Raw genomic sequence first — 22,362 nt, 5'->3', positions numbered from 1 at the left:
AGGGGACTTTTTTTATTCAATCCTCATTTTGCTTTGTTACAGGAATGCTTTCTTATCTTTGAAAAAAAACCGAACTAATTTGAATTCTGACTAAAGAATTCTGTATCATAGTTCGGACGTTACGATAACTAAACCTACTTTTGTCCCAGCCTCTTTACAATCATTTATGTTATTTATTGTTTGATGAAGACAACATTTTTATCGACTTCCTAGAGCAGAAATACAGCAATAATTGTTGCTATTGTTAATCCAGCAATTACTGGCAGGAAATTTTTTCTCACCAAATCCATTACCGATACCCCACAAAAGCCTGCAATGGCAATCAAGGATGACCATGCAACGAGTGTGCCTCCACCAGTCCAGATAGCTCCCATTTGACCAATTGCTGCAAGTGTTGCTGCATCAATGGATGTTGTCTCCAATGAAGCTGCAAGTGCTCCCGTAAGCGGCAAACCGGAGAACCCAGAACCGTCAAGCCCGGTAATAATACCGATAATCAGCACACTCAATGCTGCAAGCAGGGCACTTTGCGGCAGGAACTCTTGTGTGGACGCCACAAGATCAAACAATAAAGAAGGTCCTTCCTCCACACCTAATATGGCTCCGGAAAAATCGGAACTTCCCAAAAAGAAGTACCCAGCAATGGGAATAACAGGTCCCATCGCTTTAAAAGCGAATACAAACCCATCTGTAATATGATTACTTACATAATCTAAGGCGTGCTGCTTTCCAAAGGCCACCGTTGATAGTAATAGTAATATTACGGCTACACCACCGACGAAGGCCGCCCCATCTCCCCCCACGAGTGCCCCTCCACCAGCATAGAGCTTACTGTACATCATAAATAGGACAACACTAAGCAGTGATAAGGGTACCAAAATTGCAAACACTTTACTCCATGTATTCAGATTTTCGGTCCTCACTTTAATTGTTGAGGTTTCAGTGGTCTGCAAGGTTTGCAGCTCCACATTATTTAGTGGGTCATTCTTAGAGCGAATGGACTTCCGGTAAACTAAATAGGCTAAGAGAATCGCAACTCCTCCAGCTATAAGCGACAAAACAAGCGCTTTATCTGCAACAGAAACCGTACTGATTCCTGCCGATGCTGCAGACAGACTCGGTGCAACCTGCACGATATAGTCTGAGGACAATGCCATCCCCTGACCTGCCAGAGCTATAGCGACCGCTGCAGTCATTGCGGGTAATCCTGCTTTTACAGCTGCTGGGACAAGCAACGCACAAATTAATGGTACAGCGGGGGTAGGCCAGAAAAATAATGAAATAACATAGGTTATCCCAACTAATACAAAAAAGGATACATGCCCATTCACCATCATTTTCTGGATAGGATGAATCATTCTCACATCTGCACCTAAATCACGTAGAGAATGCAATAGCGCAAGCATAAAGGTAATGATTAGAAAAATACTGAACAGCTCTTGTGCAGCAACTAAATTCGCTTTAAATATTGCGGTAAAACCATCAATAATATTCCCTTTATACACCAATGCAATCACAAATGTACCAAGCAGCGTCGGTAACACCACACCTTTACGGAATATCATCGTTACAATGATCATCAATGTAAATAATCCATATAACAGATGGGAAATTGTTATTTCTTCCATGATTCTTCTTCCTCTCTTCGGATAGTGCTATAGCCTATGCATTTGAGAGGAGAAACGCTACGATATAGCCTGATGTTTATTTCGGCCGACAGCGGGAATAAAACAAATATACTATACAAGGAGGGAACGGATATGAAACCTTTTATCAGAGAATATGTTAATGAGGAACAATTAAAAACAGACGTAAACAAACTACAGGCTAAAGGGGTTAATAAGGATGATATATATATCCTTACCCATGATGATGAAAGAACCGGTCGCTTAGCCGATGGGGCAGACGCAAATACAATTGGCATGAAGGAAATGGATTTTTCAAGTGCTGTTGGAAATATGTTCAACAGTCAAGGTGATGAACTACGCACCAAACTTCAAGAAATGGGATTTTCCGAAGCAGAAGCGGAAAATTACGAAGAAGAATTAGATGACGGTAAAATCCTTTTAATGGTCACCAATGATGACCAAGTAAATAATTATTTAATGTAAAGGACAGTGGAGCTTAGTATTGATTATAGCTCCACTTTTTATTTCCAGAAGTAAGATAGAATAAATTCTTACTTGCATATGTGCAACTAAGGCATTCGCCCAAAGGCCTATATAAAAAAAGGATAGTCTCTAATTTAATAGACTATCCTGTCTGTGAGCGAATAGGGATATGATTTCACGCTGCGTTCAGTAAAGTTCTAGGTTGTTTATGGAATAGGAAGAATACGATTACAGTACACAAGATAAAGGATGGAAGCATATAAGATCCGTTATAAATCAGTGAATAGATCCAAGCAGGCTGCCCTTCTATCGCCGACCCAAAGAATACGATCCCTGCAATATAATGTGCGACAAACCTTAATGCAGAACCTAAGAAAACACCAAGTGTAATATAGGTAAGATATTTCTTCGTTTCACCAGACTTCACTGCCTGCTGAATTCTGTTTGCAAAAACACCTGCAAATCCAATGACTGTAAAGGCCAATGCATAATCAATAAACCCTTGCAAAGGGGTTAAAATATATGCTGTACCAGTTGCCACCTGCAAGAGTCCCCATAAAAATCCGGATAGCAGCCCACCTTTTAATCCCCAGCGAAATGCCACAATGAATACTGGAATCATCGCAAATGATATCGAGCCGCCTTGTGCCCAAATTTTAAATGATAATGGTAATATATCAAGCAGTAATGCAAGTGCAGTAAAGATAGATACTTCTACTAAAAATAAAATCCGTTTTGATTTCAATTCTTTTACCTCCCCTATTTAAGCTTTAACAGTTCCAGGAAGCCAATTAAATTACTCCCAGCAATTGTCACAACACAAAAAAGCAATGCCAAGGGGAAGCTTCTTGATGGGACTGCACAGTTGCAGCCTGCTTCGCTCACATTACTTTTATCCATCAAAAAGACTACCATCCCTACGCTAGAATTAACTAACAGGTTCAAAGGGTCTGGACCAATTCCACTCTCAGCCATAACGGCTCCCCCTGTAGGCTTTTCTATTTACTTTTTTGTTACCTGTATTGTACCTTATTACTGCAGTTAAAACAACGCTTACAGACTGATAAACTCTTTAGCGTCCTGTACACAGAGAGAAATTGCATTTTCCCAGAATTCTGGCTGAGTTATGTCAACATTCAGATGTTTCATGGCCAGGTCTTCTACATCCATACGTCCTGTATCACGAAGCAATGCAATATAATCATCCTCAAAGCTTCCTCCCTTTTCCTTGGCATAAGCATATATTCCAAGGCTGAACAGGTATCCAAACGTGTATGGAAAATTATAAAAAGGGACTCCTGTTATATGGAAGTGCAGTTTGGAGGACCAGAAATTCGGGTCATATTCTTCAAGGCTATCACAGTAAGCTTCTTTTTGAGCTTCAATCATCAATTCATTTAAACGTTCAACAGAGACCATACCGTTTTTTCGTTCTTCATAAAAACGTGTTTCAAAGAGAAAACGTGCATGGATATTCATAAAGAATGCAACACTTCGTTGTATTTTATCTTCGAGCAACGCTAATTTTTCTTTTTTATTCCGTGCAGCTGCTACAGAAGCATCGGCAACGATCATTTCCGCAAAAGTGGAGGCAGTTTCCGCTACATTCATGGCATATTGCTGATTTAATCCATTAACATCATTCATAACATGCTGGTGATACGCATGTCCCAGTTCATGTGCCAGCGTGGAAATATTGGAGGAGGTGCCGGAATATGTCATAAATATACGAGTTTGTTCACTGTCAGGAAAACTTGTACAAAATCCTCCTGGACGTTTTCCCGAACGATCTTCAGCCTCAATCCACCTCTTATTAAAAGCCATCTCGGCAAAATCGGCCATTTTCGGACTAAATTCACGGAAGTGGTTTACAATAAACTCTGCTCCTTCAGAGTAGCTCGATTTCTTCATCGTATCTGTTAATGGTGCCCCAACATCATAGATGCTTAGTTTCTCCAAGCCCAATAAATCTGCTTTTTTCTGCAGATAGGAGACAAAGTGCTTTTTATTATTCGTTATGGCTGTCCACATAGCATTCAATGTCCCTTGCTTCATGCGGTTTATTTCCAGAGGCTCTTTTAATACATTATCCCATTTACGATGTTTGTATTTTTGCAATCGGAAACCGGCCAGGTGGTTGAGCGTCTGGCCGAAAAGATCGGATTGCTCTTTCCATGCCTCACCTAATTGTTCAAAGACTTGTTTTCGAAGCGCCCTGTCTGGACTGGTCATTTTATTTGAGGCCTGGCCGACAGAATAAGCGTTCACGTCTCCATCCTCTTCAATTTCCACATTCATTTTCCCAACGATTGTACTGTACATTTGGTCCCATGCATGATATCCGTCTACTGCCAAGTCATTGATCAATACTTCCAGTTCAACCGACAGCAGCTGCTTTGCTTCTTCTCTATTTTCGTTCAAAACAAAAGCAACTTCTTGGAAATCAGGCTGTTTTAAAAGCTCATCCCACTTCGCATCATCAATAGTAGCTAACTTTTGATTCAATCTTGTACGAATCGCACCCATTTCAGCTGATAATGCGCTTCGCTTACCAACTAGTAGGTCTGCTTTTTCATCTTTAACATTTTGGGCGCTTAGGCAACTAACAAAAGCAAATGCCTCCCGCAGCTTCTTCATTGTTCTTTCCATCAGTTTAACAATCGTTGATAACATGTAATCGTTTACTTTTGCATCTGAATCAAATTTTTCCACTAATTGGGATAGTTTGTCCATTTCATCTCTTATAGAAATAACATATGTATGAAATTCCTCTGACTCACTGCCCCCGGGAAATATTGCCTCTAAATCCCATGTTGGATTGTATGTTGCCTGCATCAAATCGCCCCTTAAATATTTTTTAAATTTTACCCTATCTTCACAGTATAACGAAATATTAAAAAAATTTCATTATTATTTACACTCTGTATACGATTTAAAGCGCTTTTTGTTTATCCCCTTCCATTTCCTATATTTGAAAACTTATCGAGGTTTAAAAACAAAGCGATAAGGGAAATGTTACATAAACGTTAATTTTATTATTTTTAATTCAACTATTTTTAATTAAATGCTCTTGACTTGTTTCGTGTTACATTATATACTAGGTGACATAAAGTAACTAACGGGTTACACCATAATAATTGGAGGGATTTATAATGACAAAAACACTTTGGACAGTAGACCCAGTACACAGTGAAGTTGGATTTTCTGTAAAGCATATGATGATTTCAAAAGCGAAAGGGACTTTTGATAAATTTGATGCAGTAATCGAAGCAGATGTAGAAGATTTAACAGATTCTAAAGTTGAGGTAACTATCAATACCGCAAGCGTCAATACACGTAATGAGGATCGTGACAATCATTTGCGTTCGGGAGATTTCTTTGATTCTGAAAATTATCCTACATTGACTTTCATAGCTACAGATATCACAAAAAAATCAGCAAACGAATATGAAGTGACTGGTGATTTGACAATCAAAGACACTACGAAACCGGTTACCCTTGACGTTACATTCGAAGGTCAAAGTAAAGATCCAATGGGTGGAGATACTGTAGCTGGATTCAGCGGAAAAACTTCCATCAACCGTAAAGATTTCGGCCTTACCTGGAACGCAGCAGTTGAAACTGGTGGCGTACTTGTTGGGGAAGATGTTAACATTAACTTTGAGCTTGAACTTCATAAACAAGCCTAATTGTAATTTAAAATTCCAAAGCTGTATTTCCTTATGAAATACAGCTTTTTTCCTGTTAACATATAATATATATGGAGGAGTGTTTGGGATGATTGTTTATTATGATAGTTACTGTAAGATCTGTACGAATTCTTCAACCATCTGGAAAAAGTTTGATTGGAGAAATAACCTTACCTTTGATTCATTTCGGAATATGAAAGATTATCCACCTGAAATGGAAAAAAGTCTGCATGTGTTCCATAATAATAAATGGTATAACGGTTATTCTGCAATTATTCAAATAACTAAAATGCTTCCGCTGTTTTGGGCACTTGTACCATTCATGTATTTTTTTAAGTTTATTGGTCTTGGTGACTTACTATATATATGGGTAGCTAAAAACAGGAAGCTTGTTCCTGTAAACCAATGTGAAGATGGAGAATCATGCCAAATTAATCCCCATTCCCACTAAAATATTCTGCTGTTTCCGAGGAATGGACTGTAACAACCATTTGCCCGTTCTGAGATTTAGCTCGAATTAGAATTGGCTCATTATACAGGTTTTTAAATACAAAGTCAGGTCCCCACCAGCTTACTGTTGCATCTCTTCCAGGAGGAACATATGGCACCCGTCTGCTGTGTGCGTATCTTTCAATGATTTGCACTCCTTTAAGATCAACTGCATTGTATAGAGTGGATGAAACCTGACAAATGCCTCCTCCAATATCTTCCGCCAATTCACCCTTAACAATGACAGGTGCCTGCCTGTAGCCTCGGTCAGCTGTCCTTTCGCCAACCACTTCATTAAAGGAAAATGTTTCACCCGGAAAAATCACGGTATTATTGATAGCTTCTGCCGCAAGAGCAATATTATGGGACCTTTCTTTATTGCTTTGTCTATAAAAGGTTACATATCCCCCAAGTTCTTTCGTACTGATTTCCTTTAATAAGCCACGATCCACCTTAGGATATACTGGCGCTTCAGGAACTCTCAGCCTTCCTTCGTTGTCACTATAATACAGATTTCTGAATAAGTGCTGAAACGCTTGTCTATCTAAAGTTACACCAGGTTTTTCAGGGATTAATGTGCCATCTTCCCCAAAACGCGCATCCTGAGCCTCTTTATAGATAACAGCTTCCAGGTTATCCATTAAATTTTCCAATTTATACTCATTGATGAAAGCCATATCAATTAACGTTAAACCGTACTGTTGAATTTCCACTTTTTTTAATGTAATTTCGTTATTATAAATATCTATATTGTCACTTTCCGCAGTAACCGGAAATATGATCATCAGTAAAAGGGATAGGAACATCATCAGCATGGCACCTCCTAACGATAGTATGAATCAATTCCATTCATTCATTCCGCTACTCGAGTTTTTTCCGAAATTGATATTATAATAAACGGAAAACACTTAGAAAAATTGGAGAATGATTCCTGTAATAATTCAAAAAAACCATCCAATTGGATGGTTTTTTTGATTCATTATAGAATGTATAGATTTTGGCAGCAATTTCGCTTTTGATCTTATCTAAAGTTTCGATTGTCTTCTAAATAGTCACTTGCAAGTCGATATCCGACGATAGATGCCAGTACAAGTAATAATCCGCACAAGAAATTTTTCATAACTATTTACCTCCCTGTTCTGGAGCTTTTTTTAATCATAATATTTACTTTTAATAATATTAGAAAGGACGGAATTTACCTTTTTTAAGTACAATTTTTGGTCCGCCAACCATAAATAGAGAGCGGTCATCAACTACTTTTTTCATTGCAGCTGCTGCTTTACCTCTAATTTTGTTGCCGTCAAGAATATTTCCGATACCATCTGTAATACCGAGGGATGCAACAGTACCTTTATTATTGAATACAAAGTCCTTTACTGGCTGGTTGCGGAGCATTGCAATAATGTTATCTGCGGCTACTGCACCCTCCTGGGTTGCCAATTGTCCTGTTGGAGGATATGGTCTTCCGGATTCTTTATCCATTACCCATGAACAGTCCCCAAGAACAAAGATATTTTCTTCGCCAGGCACACGCAGATCGGCATCTACATTTACTTTACCTTTTACCAATTCGAAGCCGGATTTTGCAAGTACCGGGTTTCCGGTAACTCCGCCTGTCCAAACAACGGTACCAGCTTTAACCAATTCTTTATCATCACCAACGATAAAGCCTTCTGAAGTTGCTTCTTTAATTGGTGTACCAATCATGAATTCAACGCCACGATCTTCAAGCGATTTCTTCGCATATGTAACAAGATCTTCATCAAACATTGGTAAAATTGAAGGTGCTGCCTCAACATTGATGATACGTGCTTTGCTACGATCAATATCGTATTTCTTGCAGAGCTGAGGAATTTTTTCAGCAAGTTCCCCCACAAATTCAATTCCAGTGAAACCACCTCCACCGACAAGAATAGCAAGGTCTTCATCATTAGGATTTTCTTCTGTAGCATACTTCGCAAATTGATATTCAATATGTTCAGCAATCAGGCGACTTGAATCAATATCAGTGATTGCAAAAGCATGCTCCTCCATACCCGGAATTCCGAAAGTGTTTGATACCCATCCTAATGCAATGACAAGATAATCATAGGTTACTTCACTGTTTTCAAGAACTACACGCTGTTCGTCTCTCTTCACTTCAAGGACACTATCATAAATCAGGCGAACTTTTTTAGGATTAACAGCATCCGTAAGCATAAAACGCGCCTGGTTCGGATTGATTGTTCCTGCAGCGACTTCATGTAACCATGTGCTTTCATAGTGGTAGTTGTGTTTGTTGATTAATACGATTTCTGCTTCTTCCGGTGACAGCTTTTGCGATAAACGTCTTGTTGTAACAAGACCAGCATAACCAGCACCAAGAACTACTATCTTTGGTTTACTCATTAATCGTTCTCCACCCTTCATTTCTTTTCATTATTGATAATTGTAAGGAGTTATAAGCGCTTTCATCAGATAAAAATACTGCAAATAAATATAAAATCGCTCAAACCATTAATTATTTAGTGTGTTCATCAATAATAATATCAAACTTTTTGTGAATAGGCTAATAATCATATCATTTTTACAAAAAATCTATCTAATTAACCGTTTTTAAATGTATTTTAACTTATGATCTTAATAACTGCCCGAAAATTTTCTCTATACAGGTCTGACAGTAACTTCATTTACATTTACATAATTTGGCTGGGTGACTGCGTAAATAACAGCTTTTGCTATATCTTCCGTCTGTAATGGTTTCCGATCTGTTGGCATTTTATCAGAGTTCCGTTCCGTTTCAACCATTCCAGGAGAAATATTTGTAACTCTTACTCCTGTTCTTGCCAGTTCTTTTTCAAGCCCCATTGAAATGGCACGAACAGCATATTTTGTAGCACTGTAAACCGTGCTGGATTTTGTAACTTCAAGGCCTGAGACAGATGCAATATTGACAATATGTCCTGCTGCGTTCTCAATCATGCGAGGTAAAACAGCATGAACCCCATACAAGACGCCTTTAATATTGACATCTATCATCTGGTCCCATTCTTCTACTTTCTCGTTTCTTACCGCCCCATTGCCAACCACTCCTGCATTGTTGACGTAAATATCAATTTCTCCAAACGTATCGATTGCTTTCTTTACCATGGAGGCTACATCTTCCTTGTTCGAAACATCCGTTTTGATACTATATGCTTTTCCCTTTCCCCACTTGTTAATCGTGTTAACTACTTCAACCAATTTCTCTTCTCTGCGGGCTGCAAGAACAACATTTGCACCCTCTTCCGCTAAATGCTGGGCAATGGAAGATCCAATTCCACTGCTTGCCCCGGTAATAATAGCAGTTTTCCCTTTGAATTTTGCCATAGCGCATCCTCCTTTATTCGCCTATATTATTCACTTTATTGTTTATCCAGCAGCGGGTTGTTCCTCATCTGTTGAATCAGGTGAATGTTCGAGGTCTTCCTCTTCTTCCTCTTCTTCCACTTCTGCCTCAGTTGCTTCATCTTGTTTTTCTTCCGGTTCTTGAGATTCATCTTCTTGGTCTTTCTCAGAATTTCCATCTGTTTTGTTCTCTTCTGTCTCCTCTTCCTCTTGCTGCTCTTCTTCTATCGATTTATCAGCAGCCTCTTTTTTAGTTGTTTCTTTCTTTTTTTTATCTTCTTTCGGCTCCGTAGATATTATCGTTTTTTTATTGCTTACGCTATTTTCAGTGGAATTACCGCTTGGCTCCCATGTGCTAGTTTCGGTACTCACTGCAGAACTTCCTTTTGTGTCAGTTTCAGTTTCTGTAACCACTGCTTCTGTTGTTTCTTCTTCTGCTATTTCTATCTCTCCTGTGTCTTCTGCTGGAAAATCCATGTTTTGAATTGCCAGACTACCTGCGTTCCCTCTTTTGACAAAGGATAATGGCGTATGTATTTGCAAATTTTCTTTCGCGGGACTGACTTCGGTCGTATTCATTTCAACGTCAGTTATAGACAAATCCTGTTTTTCAACTTCTTTCTTGTCGATTTTTCCGTATTCCTCCTTTGTGGCTTCGGCTTGGTGAATACCTGCACTTACAACAAGAAGGAAAGCAACGAGTGTCAACAAATTAATGGCGATGAGTTTTTTATTTTTCATTTCGTCGCTCCTCTATAAATATTTTGTCTGTTATTATCGATTTCAGCTGTTTATCCTATTGTAAGCCTTTGTTGGTATATTTTTCAATTCTTTTTCATTAATTGTCTGACCGTTTAATAATAGAAGGCGCTGCACTCCCATTTTTTAGATAACAGTCAAAAGAAAAGAACTGCCCGGGCAGGTTTTAGCCTAGCCGAACAGTTCTTATCTTCATGTTGGGAAGTAGAGAGGTTATATCGTTTTTTTCTTGTTTGAAAAAACTTTACCTCTTTCCATCCACTTTTGTTTAGCTTCTTTCCTTCTGTTTAATTCCGTTTCCGCAAGAACCGGAAAATCGTTCTCAGCAAACTCCTGAACCTGTTCCCAGTTCGGGAAGAATAGAACCTTTACATCTTTTAACCCGTTATCTGAACGTCTGTTATTTAAACAAACACCGAATATTCTATTTGATTTTGCAAGCATACGGTTGAAAAGTGCAGGTTGCTTGTCATGATTCCGATAAAGCTCGTGGACTTTTCCCATGTAGTTAGAGTCGTATTCACTAAAAGATGCATCACTATCGATACACTTACTGCTGTGGTATACTTTCTTATTACTTGCATAAATCCATATTAATGTACCATATGACAGATTTTCCTTCGTACTTACGATTACTTTTTTCATATGTTTATCATCCTTCTGCTTCGAGGAAAATTAGCATCGCAAATATAATTCTTCTGGATATCCGTTTAATGAATTATGCTACCTCTACTATTAAGTATACACCAATTTCCCAGCAATAACTGAACTATTTTCCCGGATGCGCTTTCATTACACATATACGGCCATTTTTATTTGGAGAAATCCATTTTCCAGCTGTAATAGTCACTTTCCGAATTTTTTTCATAGCTTAAATAGGCATTAAATTTCTTTCCATTTTTGCTTGTCAAACCCTTCACATACGCTTTTTTATTCTTTAAAAGATCCTTCACCAATGTTTTGGTTGGTTTTTTCCTCATAGTTGCAAGGAATTTATCGTTTTTCCATATTATAAATTTACAGCCTTTTTTCCAATTACTGCAGCCAAAGCCCTTATATCCGTCGGTCACCTTGCCGCCACATGCTGGACAAGTCCCCAGTACTTCATTTGTTACCCGTGTTGAACTCACTTCGTTAATAATGATGGCATCCCCATTTTTAATCGTTTCGACAGACTGATTTGTAAAATGGAAGACTAGTTTTAGAAACTCTAGTTTGCTGGCTTTTCCTTTTTGAATATCTGATAATGCTTTTTCCAGTCGTCCGGTAAATTCCAAATCAAATAAATCCTGTACTGGAAACGTTTCAACGAGGCGCTTTCCAAAATCCGTGCATAACAAGTTTTTTGATTCAGTTTTAATGTAGCCAACATCCTTTAGTTTCTTGATTGTCTCTGCTCTCGTTGCAGGCGTTCCAATACTAAAGCCTGTTAGTATACTTCCCATTAGCTTTTCACTGTCATCTTCCTTGTAGCTTTTCCCGCATGTTTCCATAACTCGAAGCAAGGTTCTCTCTGTATGATGTTTTGGGGGCTTTGTCACATTTGAAGTGACCTCGGCATCTATCAAACTGACTCGGTTCTTTACTTCAACCAAAGGCAGTAAAGTATCCTTGGACTGGATTTTTTCAACCTTTTTCCAACCTTCTGTAAGCTGGACCTTTCCTTTCGAGATAAAAACTCCATCTAAATCGTCATCATCAACTTTCGTTGTCAGTTTGGTTTCCTCATATTCGGCAATTGGCATAAATTGCATGATAAAACGATTCTTAATTGCTGTGTAAACGATCGTTTCATCAGCTGAAAGCCGTTTTGGTTTAACGTACGTTGGGATAATTGCACTATGACTTTCCACTTTTGCGTTGTTGAAAACTCTTTTTGATTTTATAAACTTTATTTCATCTTTATATGGAAGGTCCTCGGTATGTGTTTTCAATACATTTGCAGTCTTTCCAACAAGACTTTCCTCCAATGCCATGCTGGATGTTCTTGGATATGTAATATACTTTTTTTCGTAAAGAGATTGTGCCACTTTTAATACTTTGTCGGATGTCCACCCTCTGAATTTATTCGTAATATATCCTTGCAGATTAGATAGGTTGAATAAGAATGGAGGAAACTCTTTCTTTTTCTCTACCTGTTTATCAATAATTTCTGCCTGCCTGTTTTGAATCCTATCTTGAATCTGATCAAGAATTTCCCTTTTCTTGAACTTTTCCTCTTTTCCTTCGATATATATCCCTTCATATTCCTTATTGTTCTCTGTCTGAAATATCGCCTTCAGCTTGAAATAATCCTCCGGCTTAAAATTCTCAATTTCCTGATCCCGGTCATAAATTATTTTTAGTGTTGGCAAAAGGACCCTGCCAATGTTCAATGCTTTTCCTTTTCCTTTTTGATATTTTAACGTAGCTACTGAAGTCAGATTAATGCCGATTACCCAGTCAGCCCATTGTCTGCTGATGCCGGCATCCCTCAAAGGCTTCATTGCAGTATTCGGTTTCATCCTTTCAAGGCCATTTAAAACCTCACTCTGAGTCCATTCATTCAGCAAAAGACGGTATACCTCTGCCTGTGGCTTTGAACCACCACGATAAATAATGCTGTCTCCGATTAACTGGCCTTCTCTGTCATAGTCACATGCCGAAATAATCGCCTCCACATCATTTCGTTTCATGAGCGTTTGAATCGTTTTTAACTGTTTGGCTGCTCCTGCGTCTGATTGGGCTCTATTGCGTGGACTGCTCTTCACTTTATATTTAAATTCAGATGGGATAAAAGGAAAGTTATCCATTTTCCAGCTTTTCATTTTGCTGTCATAGTCCTTCGCATCATACAGTTCTACAAGATGTCCGAATGCCCAAGTGATTATATGGTCATTACCTTCAAAATAGCCATCTTTTTTTGTTTTAATCTTTAATGCGTCTGCGATATTTTTCGCTACGGATGGTTTTTCAGCGAGAATCAGTTTCATTTGGAAATCACCTATTCTATTGAATTATTGAGGGGGGGAAATTATATTTGGAAGAGGATTAACCTCCTAATAGTATACTATATAACCCCCTTATCCGCAAACGTCTGTTCGTTTTATATCATATATATAACAATAGACGCTATCCTATTGCTTGATTTTCTTGGCAATTGGATAGACACCAAGGCTTTGTATGACTAAGGATAATAACACTGCGGCAAAGGTTAATGAAATAAGCATATCGGCATTATCAGCTGCAGCTTCAAATCCCATCAACAGCGCGACAGACATCGTCCCTTTAATGCCGGACCATGTGACAAGTCCGGTATCTTTCGTTGAAATAGTATGTCTCCAGCCCGGAACTGTTAACGTGAGCCCATTTAATACAATAAACCGTACAATTAATGACAACATAAAGATAGCAATTGCTAACATCCATTCGGAAAATAATAGGTAATCTGCCGCCTGAATTCCAATTAGCAGAAAAATGAGCGATAGAACAGATGGTTCAACAACATTCCAGAATCCATCCAGCGATTCTCTGAAATAATCCTCTTTAATATTTCTCCCAAACTCAAAAGACAACATTAGGCCCGCGGTTACTGTTGAAAGCACTCCGGAAACACCTATAGCTTCCCCCAGGTAGAAGCTGCCATAAGCAACAATAATACTCAGCATTACTTGGTATTGACGATGCTTGGAATAGTGTACTGCTTTACTCAAAGTCCAGCCAAATATAATGCCTAATAGAATTCCCCCGATGGAAACGTATAAAAATTCACCAATAAAGTACCCAAATGAAAAACTCTTATCTTGCGTGAACATCTCAAGCAATAAAGTGAATACAACGATACTTGTCCCATCATTAATCATCGATTCTCCTTCAACAATATCCGCTATTTTCTCGTCACTTAATGATTGTTTCAAGATGGAAACAACGGATACGGGATCAGTAGGTGCAAGAATCGAAGCGATTAACAGTGATGCTACAAAAGGTAATTGGATAAACAGATTACCGACCAGATAGATAGCTGCACCAAGAATGAGTACAGTAAGAAGCAATCCAATGGTACCCAATGTACCGATAATCCATTTATTTTTTCTTAAATTGTCCAAAGGAAAGCTATATGCTGAAACAAACAACAGGGCAGGCAGGAAAACATTAAATATCAACTCTTTGGTAAGCGTTATATCATCAAAATAAGGAATAATAGCAAGTACTAATCCCAAAAGCACTAATACCACCGGCACAGGGAAAAACTTTTGCTTCTTATCAATGGAAAAAACGATGTAACCGATAATCAATAGAATTAATACTTGGTGTGCACTCATTCGTTTCTCTCCCTTTTAGTTTACTGTATATTACCCATCTTGCTTTACTATAAAACTGGCGACAAATTTGGTAGATTCATCAGAAAATTTGCAAGTGAACCCGTTGTACATAATCAAGAATGTTTCTTCTTTCTTAGTTGCACTTATGCAGATAGGAAATTTTTATACTTCCTATCTGCAAAAAAAAGACCATTAGCTAAGAAAAAGCTAATGGTCTTTTTTGGTCAGTATTTTATTTCATATCCGGATCCGGTAAATCATCTGATTTTCTCAATGCCCAGAGTGGTGTATTGAAGAAATACGGTGGTGCTGGGGCAAGTTTTGGGGCAGGTGCAAAAGGTACAGGGTCTTCCACATAATTAAACGTCCCACACCCATCCATACTTGGACCATGTGCCCATCTACCTGTTGTACTTTCATTCCCTTGTGATAAATTGAATAAAGTATATGCTACTTCCTGCTTTTCCAATTCGCGTGGGAAAGTACTTGGAACTACAATGTTTTCTTTTTCCTCTAATTCTCTAATTGCAGCATACCATTGATTTTGATGCATTGTATCCCTTGCAAGCAGCCAGGAAAGCATATCTTTTACTCCTCTGTCATTCGTCATTTCATACAGGCGGGCTACTTGAAGACGCCCCTGGGATTCAGCTGTTAAATTCATTCGAAAATCTGCAAGCAGGTTTCCGCTTGCAATGATGTAATTTGCAGTCCAGCGATTTCCATTACTGTCCGCAGGCATCGCTCCTAATCCTGAAACAATTGTATGCTGCGGATTCGATCCCCCCAATATTGCAGCTACCATCGGATCTTTTGCAGCATCTTTTAATTCAAGATCAGGAGCCCCATCGAGAAGACGCGCGATCATTGTCGCAAGCATCTCCACATGTGCCAGTTCCTCTGCTCCAGTATCCATCAATAAATCCTTATACTTCCCGTCACCGCGTGTATTCCATCCTTGGAACAAGTATTGCATAGCAACTGAAATTTCACCCCATTGCCCACCGAGCACCTCTTGAAGTTTTCTTGCAAATACCGGGTCGGGACGCTCCGGTTTTGCGTGATATTGTAATTCTTTAACGTGATAAAACAATAAAATCACTTCCTTAAATTTAGTAACAAAATAGGCAAATAATCCATTCTATTTATTAGATATTCAATTAACAGCAGATGGTGCCTACTTTCCATTTACTAATTTTGAAAAGAAGATTAATTATTCACCTTGTATGTATAACCTTTTATAAAAAAACTCATGTTAACACTAGGAGGTGCTTAATATGGGAAGAGACCGTCAGGAAAAAAAGCTAAGAGAAAGCGGACGTGTGGAATCCGACCGGGATGTGGGTCTTCGCTATAAAGGTACAGCAAAGATGTCAAGCCCCGAAGAGGCAAGAAAATTGAACGATGGAAAAAAATAGTGCAAAAAAGCGATCATTCCAAATTGAACGATCGCTTTTATCGTTTAAAGTTCTGACCTTTTCCAATGTCCTGCTGCTATTATCTCGATGATTTCATCTTCAATTGCTTTCCCTGTATCTTCATCAAGCAAATTATTTACCATAATGGAAATGATCAGTTGTTCGCCACTGCTAGTGTCCATGTACCCCGCTAGTGTACTGACCCCTTCAATTGTTCCCGTTTTTGCTTTTACCACACGACCTTTCATTCGATCCCGAAGTGTACCGCCAGTCATTCTTTCCTCTATTCCTGCAACTGGGAGTGAATGCAAAAATACCGGAAACCACTCTTTTTTCTGTACCTCGTATAAGAGCTGTGCAATTTCCTTTGGTGGAATGAGATTACTGTGGGAGATGCCGGAACCGTCTTTGATCATCATGCTCCCCATATCCATTCTAAATTTATTCATTTCTTTTCCCAGAATATCAAGGCCTTTTTCCCAACTGCCTTCACCATAGCTTTCTTTTCCCATTTCCTTCACCAGAATTTCAGCAATGCCATTATTGCTCAATTTCATAAATGGAACAAGTAATTCTGAAAGTGGGATGGAACTTCTCGAAACAAGTAAACCCGCTTCTTTTGGAGTGCTCCCCTGTTTGACACTTCCACTCCAATTAATTCCAGCCTTCTCAAGCGACTGACTGAAAATGGCCGTTGCATATTCACTGGCTCCCCATACCGCCATCCATTCTTTAATCGGATCTGAATCATAGGAAATCTTTCCCTTGATTGTGATGAGATTGCCTCCATGCTCTCTTTCTATAATCAGCCCATCCTCCACTGTTTCACTGACTGTTACAGCTTCATTTCGAATGGTTATGTAATTGGTGTTTGGGAAAGCTGCAAATGATGGTTTCTCTCCAGTAGCTGCAGGGGTAACCTCAATCATGACAGAACCCGTATCATAATCCTCGTTAGGAGATACGGTCAGCGCCGATACCTGTGCCCCGTAATAATATTGTTCGTCCGTCCATACCAAATCATGGGAAAGTCTCACATCATCAAACCATGTATCATCACCTATAATATTCCCTGTTATTGTATGGATTCCTTGCATCTTTATCTTTGTCGCGAATTCATCAAAATCATCTATCAGTAAAGTGGGATCACCTTTTCCAATCAGATATAGATTTCCTTCCAGCTTACCTTCTATTATAGATCCATCCGCTCTTATTTCTGTTTCAAATCTGTACGCTGGACCAAGCACATTAAGAGCCGCTACACCAGTCAAAAGTTTCATATTGGAAGCTGGATGCATGCGGATTTTACTGTTATGTTCAAACAATGGTTCACCGGAGGAAAGAGAGCATATACTTAAACCTAATAATCCCCCTTTGAGTTTTTCATCGTTTACAATATAATTTCTTAATTCTTTTTCCATTATTCAATCCCTCCTTTGGCTTTGGCTAAAGCTTGCAGATCGCTTTTCTTAATTATCATTCTATAAAAGTCAGGAGAATCCTCTATTTTCTATTATAGAAGAAGCGTTATTTTTGTATCTCCATTCTAGGGTGAGGGCCCTGCCTTATTTTCGTCTCCTTCCATATAATGTGTGTATACGAATACAGGAGGTGAAACATATGAGTGCTTATGGTGGTTCCGTTGGTGGCAGACGCGACAGTGGTTTTGCTTTGATTGTCGTTCTGTTCATCTTGTTAATTATCGTTGGAACATCTTTCGTAAAACATTATTAAGATGTAGTCGACCATTTATCAGCTAGCTTCTTTCCTCCTCTCACTAATAATCGGAATTTTAAAGGATGCTTCTGGCATCCTTTTTTTAAACAGTCACCTCCGCTTTTGATTGTCCAGCTTCAGTTCCTAGAAACTCCTGTCATAAGCAATGGACATTCCAAGCGCGAAAACCATGCGCTTTCCAGCCCCTTACTTATGCATGCGTTTCTAAACAGTCACCTCCACTTTTGTGCATTGAAAAGATAAATGTATTAAATTCCCAATTGATAATTTCCAAAAAACTGCATATAATAGGAACAAACGTTCCTATAAGGCGGTGATGACTTGGATTATTCTTCTTACCCTCGCAATGATGTACTTTGTATTGATATGCGCTCGTTTTACGCAAGTGTGGAAGCCGTAAAGCTCGGCCTGGACCCAATGAAAACACTTCTCGCTGTAGTTGGAGATCCAAGCAGGTCAGGGAGTATCGTGCTTGCTGCCTCCCCCGAATTAAAACGAAAGCATGGAATCAGCAATGTCAGTCGCTTTTTTGAACTGCCGAACGATCCCGATATCCATATCGTCCCTGCCCATATGGCGGATTATCTCCATGTATCCGTGGAAATAACAAAGCTTCTCAATCAATATGCACCTCAAGAGGCAATTCATCAATACTCCGTAGATGAAGTCTGGGTGACGGTTAACGGGCTCAAAAAACTATTTGGAAACCGGCAGGATGTAGCACAACGAATCAAAAATGACATTTTTGAAAGCTTTGGAATCACCTCATCCATCGGTATTGGTGACAATAAATTTCTTGCAAAAGTGGTAATGGACCTGCATGCCAAAAAGCTTGGAATTGCCGAGTGCACCTATGAAGATGTCGAGGAAAAGCTCTGGCCCTTTCCAATTGAAGACATTTGGGGAATCGGCAGGAGAATGAAACGAAACCTGAACCGGATGGGAATCGTTACACTCGGCCAGCTTGCCAATTATAATCCGGAACAACTGAAAAAACGGTTCGGGATTATGGGTGAACAATTGTATTGGCATGCATGGGGAGTCGATTTAAGTCCTGTATTCGGAAATTTTGCAAAGACCGAACAAAAAGGATTCGGGCATGGTATATCTCTGCTTCGAGACTATACAAAAGATGAAGTTGCTTACTGTATTCTTGACCTTTGTGAGGAAGTATGCCGCAGAGCACGAACAGCCAATCAAACAGGAAGAACAATTCATCTTGGAATATCCTATTCAAAGGAAACAGGCAGTGGCTTTTCCCGCTCCAGATCGATTGATATACCTACCAATGTGACAATGGATGTCTATCATCAATGCCTGCAGCTGTTCAAAAAGTTTTATGATGGGAAAAGCAATATACGGCATGTCTACGTAACCCTCACTAACTTAGTCGAAAAAGGGGAAACGCAACTCGATTTATTTGAAGACCGTGCAAAGAAGAGTGACATAGGCTATGTGATGGACGCTATTCGTGATAAATATGGTTCTACTGCAATACTCCGTGCTTCCAGCTATACGGATGCCGGTGTCACCTTGGATCGAAGCAAAAAGATCGGCGGCCATTATGCATGATGAATCCAACAAAACGCATACAGAGAAGGATTTTTGCAGCTGAATAGCGAATTTATATAATTAGCAGGTCATTCAAAAGACATGCTATAATGATTCTGCTTAATTTTTAAATGTTGGAGGACACGAGCATGGGGGCAAAATTAAAAATAGCTATAAGAGCTGCTGCATTAATACTTCTGATTATTGTTTTAACTGGCTGTGGAATCGCACAGGAAAATGAGCCGGAAGACCAGTCCAGTAAAACATCAAGTAAGGACTATCCGGATGTGGAAGAAAATCCAATTGTTACGATAACCATGGACAATGATGAACAAATAATGATTGAGCTTTACCCGGAGATTGCTCCAAATACTGTGGCTAACTTCATTAACTTAATTGAAGCCGGTCATTATGATGGTTTGATTTTCCATCGGGTTATCCCAGGATTTATGATTCAAGGCGGTGATCCTGCAGGAAATGGCACTGGAGGTCCAGGCTATTCGATTGCGGGTGAATTCAGTGCCAATGGCTTTGAAAACGAGCTGACACACGAACGCGGAGTAATTTCCATGGCAAGGTCGGGACATCCCGATTCAGCCGGATCACAGTTCTTTATCATGGTGGAAAACTCCCCCCATCTGGATGGCGAGTATGCGGCCTTCGGACAAGTTACAGAAGGGATGGAAGCAGTGGACGCGATCGTTGGCCAGGAGCGTGATGGGGATAAGCCATTGGAGGATCAAACCATGAAAAAAGTTGAAGTAGACACAAAAGGATACGACTATCCGGAACCTGAAAAAATCAGTGACTAATGCAGAAACCGCGCCAAGTGCCGGTTTCTTTTTTTCGACAGGTACGAAAATATAAACTCACCAACCTTCATAAACGCAACTGAGAATGGGCACATAAAGCTTAGTGACAACCAAGTCTTCTAACAGAATTTCCCGGATTACCCCTGAATTTTCCAAATACCTCTCCCACCCACTATTCTATTACCGCTGCATATTATATTTCAAAAACTTTGTAAATTATTGCGATATTTGTCATAGATAGTATAATAGAATTCTAGTAAAATAGAAGCAGGACATAAGTAGCGAGAGAGGTATTGCCGATGAACGATACAAACGAGTTAGAACAGGCATATCAAAAACTGGAAGACATTGAGTTTGCCCTTGATGCGTCATCAATCGTAGCAATTACAGATAACAAGGGTATTATAAAACACGCAAACGAAAAATTTTGCGAGATATCAAAATACAGTCTGGAAGAATTAATAGGCAGCAATCAAAATATCGTCAGCCGAGGTACCATCCGAAATCATTTTTTAAAGAAATGTGGAAAACAATCAGTATGGGTAATGTATGGCAAGGTGAAATTAAAAACGAGGCAAAAGATGGCAGCTATTATTGGGTAGACACGACCATCATTCCATTTTTACATGCAAAAGGGAAGCCATATAAATACATAGCAATCCAATATAATATCACAACCCGAAAAAAGTACGAAGAAGTAATCGAATCGATGGCATATACAGACCCTTTAACCCAACTGCCAAATCGGAATCAATTCACTAAATGGGTCGAAAGCCAACCGAAAAAAACAAACGAAATAGTAACGGCACTATTTCTGAATCTAGACCGTTTTAAAGCAATCAATGATAACTACGGATATGATGCAGGTGACGCCATACTAAAAACAGCAGCAAACCGGTTAAAGGGATGTCTGCGTGAAACAGACTTTGTTTCACGTCAAGGCGGAGATGAGTTCATTATCATACTGAAAAACAATGATGATGAACAATCAATCAGGGAAATTGCGTCTGCAATTTTAAAGAGAATCGGTATGCCCTATGTGTTTGATCATAAACAATTGTTTACCACTACAAGTATAGGGATAAGCAAAGATTACATACCTTCAGAGGAAGATTCCTATGATAATTTTTTGAAGAGTTTAATCAAGAATGCAAATACTGCTATGTATCATTCTAAAAGACAAGGCGGTAATCAGTATTGTTTTAACAATGACCATCAAAACATGGTCCTTGAACGAAACTATCAGCTCGATTTAGAAATAAAAGAAGCACTGCTCCGAAATGAATTTACGGTCGTCTACCAGCCGATCGTAAATCTGAAAAACAATAGAATTGTCGGTGCAGAAGCACTGCTCCGTTGGAATAATCGAAAACTGGGACTTGTCCCGCCCAATGAATTCATTCCAATTTTGGAAGAGAACGGTTTGATAGTCCCTGTTGGAAAATGGATTTTAGCTACGGTATGCAGCCAAATGAAATTTTGGCAGGAGGAAAGGATCTTGATGCAGCGGATCTGTGTAAATGTTTCTCCGATCCAATTCAAAGACCGAAATTTCATCCAAGACTTAAAAGAGATTTTGAATGAAACAATGCTTGATGCATCCTATTTGGAAATTGAAATTACAGAAGGAACCATTCTCGATATTAAAACCTCTTCCCAGACTATTAATGATTTAAAGAATTTAGGTGTGAAAGTTTCAATTGATAACTTTGGGACAGGATACTCATCATTAAGCTATTTGAAGCAGCTTCCGATAGATACACTAAAAATTGATAAGTCATTTATCGACGATCTTGATAGAGACGGGGAAATTATCGCCAATACCATCATAAGCATGGGAAAAAACTTAAATTTCAGGGTCATAGCCGAGGGCATCGAAAGTGAAGACCAGCTAGATTACCTTAAAAAACAAAAGTGCCATGAAGGACAAGGATACTATTTCAGCAAACCCATGGATAACAGTCAAATCACAGAGCTTTTCACACAATTATAAGTAAACCAAAAACAGCGAGTTAATGTATTATGAGACAAATTAATTTTGAAGATTCTTCTATTTTCTTTAGTGGAAAACATTATCTAAAGACAGGTAACAGGCTTGCTTCAGAGGTGCAAACATTGAAACACACAGT

General features: G+C 39.0%; 21 protein-coding genes and 1 riboswitch. Of the genes, 9 read left to right on the top strand and 12 right to left on the bottom strand.

The genetic code is table 11. The features are described from left to right. Window positions 1–209 precede the first annotated feature (209 nt). Window positions 210–1,628, bottom strand: a complete 1,419-nt coding sequence (locus A4245_RS10820; protein WP_067727748.1) for a hypothetical protein — start codon at window positions 1,626–1,628, stop codon at window positions 210–212. 132 nt (window positions 1,629–1,760) lie between these two features. On the opposite strand from A4245_RS10820, the gene A4245_RS10815 reads away from it, so the two are divergent. Further along, complete coding sequence (locus tag A4245_RS10815) at window positions 1,761–2,111, top strand: YflT domain-containing protein (protein WP_067727747.1); 351 nt, start codon at window positions 1,761–1,763, stop codon at window positions 2,109–2,111. A 175-nt stretch (window positions 2,112–2,286) separates the two neighbouring features. Here A4245_RS10815 and thiT read toward each other — a convergent pair whose 3' ends face one another. Further along, on the bottom strand, window positions 2,287–2,856 hold the full coding sequence (thiT, locus tag A4245_RS10810) for an energy-coupled thiamine transporter ThiT (RefSeq protein WP_067727746.1): 570 nt from the start codon (window positions 2,854–2,856) through the stop codon (window positions 2,287–2,289). 151 nt (window positions 2,857–3,007) lie between these two features. Then, window positions 3,008–3,108, bottom strand: a riboswitch (TPP riboswitch). 56 nt (window positions 3,109–3,164) lie between these two features. Further along, a complete protein-coding gene (locus tag A4245_RS10805; RefSeq protein ID WP_067727745.1) occupies window positions 3,165–4,946 on the bottom strand; it encodes a M3 family oligoendopeptidase in 1,782 nt (593 codons plus the stop codon). Between the two features lie 317 nt (window positions 4,947–5,263). Here A4245_RS10805 and A4245_RS10800 point away from each other — a divergent pair, with 317 nt between their 5' ends. Further along, window positions 5,264–5,800: a YceI family protein gene (locus tag A4245_RS10800; RefSeq protein WP_067727744.1), complete on the top strand. Its 537-nt coding sequence runs from the start codon at window positions 5,264–5,266 to the stop codon at window positions 5,798–5,800. 88 nt (window positions 5,801–5,888) lie between these two features. Continuing rightward, window positions 5,889–6,251 (top strand): thiol-disulfide oxidoreductase DCC family protein, encoded by a 363-nt coding sequence (locus tag A4245_RS10795; protein ID WP_067727743.1) that lies wholly within the window; start codon window positions 5,889–5,891, stop codon window positions 6,249–6,251. On the opposite strand, the gene A4245_RS10790 is transcribed toward A4245_RS10795, so the two are convergent. From A4245_RS10790 to A4245_RS10755, 8 genes are all read right to left on the bottom strand, one after another. Then, window positions 6,232–7,098, bottom strand: coding sequence for a VanW family protein (locus A4245_RS10790; protein ID WP_067727742.1), 867 nt, complete (start codon window positions 7,096–7,098; stop codon window positions 6,232–6,234). The genes A4245_RS10795 and A4245_RS10790 overlap by 20 nt on opposite strands. A gap of 370 nt (window positions 7,099–7,468) precedes the next feature. Then, window positions 7,469–8,677, bottom strand: coding sequence for an NAD(P)/FAD-dependent oxidoreductase (locus A4245_RS10785; protein WP_067727741.1), 1,209 nt, complete (start codon window positions 8,675–8,677; stop codon window positions 7,469–7,471). A 255-nt stretch (window positions 8,678–8,932) separates the two neighbouring features. Then, entirely contained in the window at window positions 8,933–9,637 is a 705-nt protein-coding gene (locus A4245_RS10780; RefSeq protein ID WP_067727740.1) for an SDR family oxidoreductase, read from the bottom strand. A gap of 42 nt (window positions 9,638–9,679) precedes the next feature. Next, complete coding sequence (locus A4245_RS10775; RefSeq protein ID WP_067727739.1) at window positions 9,680–10,396, bottom strand: hypothetical protein; 717 nt, start codon at window positions 10,394–10,396, stop codon at window positions 9,680–9,682. A 231-nt stretch (window positions 10,397–10,627) separates the two neighbouring features. Next, a complete protein-coding gene (locus A4245_RS10770; RefSeq protein WP_067727738.1) occupies window positions 10,628–11,059 on the bottom strand; it encodes a hypothetical protein in 432 nt (143 codons plus the stop codon). Between the two features lie 167 nt (window positions 11,060–11,226). Beyond that, complete coding sequence (locus tag A4245_RS10765; RefSeq protein WP_067727737.1) at window positions 11,227–13,386, bottom strand: type IA DNA topoisomerase; 2,160 nt, start codon at window positions 13,384–13,386, stop codon at window positions 11,227–11,229. A gap of 144 nt (window positions 13,387–13,530) precedes the next feature. Beyond that, on the bottom strand, window positions 13,531–14,715 hold the full coding sequence (locus A4245_RS10760) for a cation:proton antiporter (protein ID WP_067727736.1): 1,185 nt from the start codon (window positions 14,713–14,715) through the stop codon (window positions 13,531–13,533). Between the two features lie 232 nt (window positions 14,716–14,947). Further along, window positions 14,948–15,808 carry a manganese catalase gene (locus tag A4245_RS10755; protein ID WP_067727735.1) on the bottom strand — a complete coding sequence of 287 codons (861 nt, stop codon included), beginning with the start codon at window positions 15,806–15,808 and terminating at the stop codon, window positions 14,948–14,950. A gap of 184 nt (window positions 15,809–15,992) precedes the next feature. On the opposite strand from A4245_RS10755, the gene A4245_RS19710 reads away from it, so the two are divergent. Beyond that, window positions 15,993–16,133 carry a YpzI family protein gene (locus tag A4245_RS19710; RefSeq protein ID WP_084268771.1) on the top strand — a complete coding sequence of 47 codons (141 nt, stop codon included), beginning with the start codon at window positions 15,993–15,995 and terminating at the stop codon, window positions 16,131–16,133. 44 nt (window positions 16,134–16,177) lie between these two features. Here the strand turns inward: A4245_RS19710 and dacB are convergent, their stop codons facing one another. Then, the gene (gene dacB, locus A4245_RS10750) at window positions 16,178–17,554 is read right to left on the bottom strand and encodes a D-alanyl-D-alanine carboxypeptidase/D-alanyl-D-alanine endopeptidase (RefSeq protein ID WP_067727734.1); all 1,377 of its coding nucleotides are present in this window, start codon (window positions 17,552–17,554) and stop codon (window positions 16,178–16,180) included. 199 nt (window positions 17,555–17,753) lie between these two features. On the opposite strand from dacB, the gene A4245_RS20945 reads away from it, so the two are divergent. From A4245_RS20945 to A4245_RS10730, 5 genes are all read left to right on the top strand, one after another. Continuing rightward, on the top strand, window positions 17,754–17,867 hold the full coding sequence (locus A4245_RS20945) for a YjcZ family sporulation protein (RefSeq protein WP_084268769.1): 114 nt from the start codon (window positions 17,754–17,756) through the stop codon (window positions 17,865–17,867). 324 nt (window positions 17,868–18,191) lie between these two features. After that, a complete protein-coding gene (locus A4245_RS10745) occupies window positions 18,192–19,442 on the top strand; it encodes a DNA polymerase IV (protein ID WP_067727733.1) in 1,251 nt (416 codons plus the stop codon). Between the two features lie 128 nt (window positions 19,443–19,570). After that, on the top strand, window positions 19,571–20,233 hold the full coding sequence (locus A4245_RS10740) for a peptidylprolyl isomerase (RefSeq protein ID WP_067727732.1): 663 nt from the start codon (window positions 19,571–19,573) through the stop codon (window positions 20,231–20,233). Between the two features lie 299 nt (window positions 20,234–20,532). After that, a complete protein-coding gene (locus tag A4245_RS20605; protein ID WP_067727731.1) occupies window positions 20,533–20,835 on the top strand; it encodes a PAS domain S-box protein in 303 nt (100 codons plus the stop codon). Beyond that, window positions 20,772–22,226 (top strand): sensor domain-containing protein, encoded by a 1,455-nt coding sequence (locus tag A4245_RS10730; protein WP_067727730.1) that lies wholly within the window; start codon window positions 20,772–20,774, stop codon window positions 22,224–22,226. The genes A4245_RS20605 and A4245_RS10730 overlap by 64 nt, the downstream gene beginning before the upstream one ends. The last annotated feature ends 136 nt before the right edge of the window (window positions 22,227–22,362 follow it).

The organism is Oceanobacillus damuensis, assembly GCF_001618145.1.
GTDB classification, from domain to species: Bacteria; Bacillota; Bacilli; order Bacillales; family Amphibacillaceae; genus Oceanobacillus; species Oceanobacillus damuensis.
This window is presented reverse-complemented; position numbering and strand designations above follow the sequence as displayed.

What these genes read in the sequence shown, in the direction of transcription:
- A4245_RS10820 (WP_067727748.1), bottom strand. Translation starts at nt 1,628, where the DNA reads ATGGAAGAAATAACAATTTCCCATCTGTTATATGGATTATTTACATTG.
- A4245_RS10815 (WP_067727747.1), top strand. Translation starts at nt 1,761, where the DNA reads ATGAAACCTTTTATCAGAGAATATGTTAATGAGGAACAATTAAAAACA.
- A4245_RS10805 (WP_067727745.1), bottom strand. Translation starts at nt 4,946, where the DNA reads ATGCAGGCAACATACAATCCAACATGGGATTTAGAGGCAATATTTCCC.
- A4245_RS10800 (WP_067727744.1), top strand. Translation starts at nt 5,264, where the DNA reads ATGACAAAAACACTTTGGACAGTAGACCCAGTACACAGTGAAGTTGGA.
- A4245_RS10795 (WP_067727743.1), top strand. Translation starts at nt 5,889, where the DNA reads ATGATTGTTTATTATGATAGTTACTGTAAGATCTGTACGAATTCTTCA.
- A4245_RS10790 (WP_067727742.1), bottom strand. Translation starts at nt 7,098, where the DNA reads ATGATGTTCCTATCCCTTTTACTGATGATCATATTTCCGGTTACTGCG.
- A4245_RS10785 (WP_067727741.1), bottom strand. Translation starts at nt 8,677, where the DNA reads ATGAGTAAACCAAAGATAGTAGTTCTTGGTGCTGGTTATGCTGGTCTT.
- A4245_RS10780 (WP_067727740.1), bottom strand. Translation starts at nt 9,637, where the DNA reads ATGGCAAAATTCAAAGGGAAAACTGCTATTATTACCGGGGCAAGCAGT.
- A4245_RS10775 (WP_067727739.1), bottom strand. Translation starts at nt 10,396, where the DNA reads ATGAAAAATAAAAAACTCATCGCCATTAATTTGTTGACACTCGTTGCT.
- A4245_RS10770 (WP_067727738.1), bottom strand. Translation starts at nt 11,059, where the DNA reads ATGAAAAAAGTAATCGTAAGTACGAAGGAAAATCTGTCATATGGTACA.
- A4245_RS10765 (WP_067727737.1), bottom strand. Translation starts at nt 13,386, where the DNA reads ATGAAACTGATTCTCGCTGAAAAACCATCCGTAGCGAAAAATATCGCA.
- A4245_RS10760 (WP_067727736.1), bottom strand. Translation starts at nt 14,715, where the DNA reads ATGAGTGCACACCAAGTATTAATTCTATTGATTATCGGTTACATCGTT.
- A4245_RS19710 (WP_084268771.1), top strand. Translation starts at nt 15,993, where the DNA reads ATGGGAAGAGACCGTCAGGAAAAAAAGCTAAGAGAAAGCGGACGTGTG.
- dacB (WP_067727734.1), bottom strand. Translation starts at nt 17,554, where the DNA reads ATGGAAAAAGAATTAAGAAATTATATTGTAAACGATGAAAAACTCAAA.
- A4245_RS20945 (WP_084268769.1), top strand. Translation starts at nt 17,754, where the DNA reads ATGAGTGCTTATGGTGGTTCCGTTGGTGGCAGACGCGACAGTGGTTTT.
- A4245_RS10740 (WP_067727732.1), top strand. Translation starts at nt 19,571, where the DNA reads ATGGGGGCAAAATTAAAAATAGCTATAAGAGCTGCTGCATTAATACTT.
- A4245_RS20605 (WP_067727731.1), top strand. Translation starts at nt 20,533, where the DNA reads ATGAACGATACAAACGAGTTAGAACAGGCATATCAAAAACTGGAAGAC.
- A4245_RS10730 (WP_067727730.1), top strand. Translation starts at nt 20,772, where the DNA reads ATGGGTAATGTATGGCAAGGTGAAATTAAAAACGAGGCAAAAGATGGC.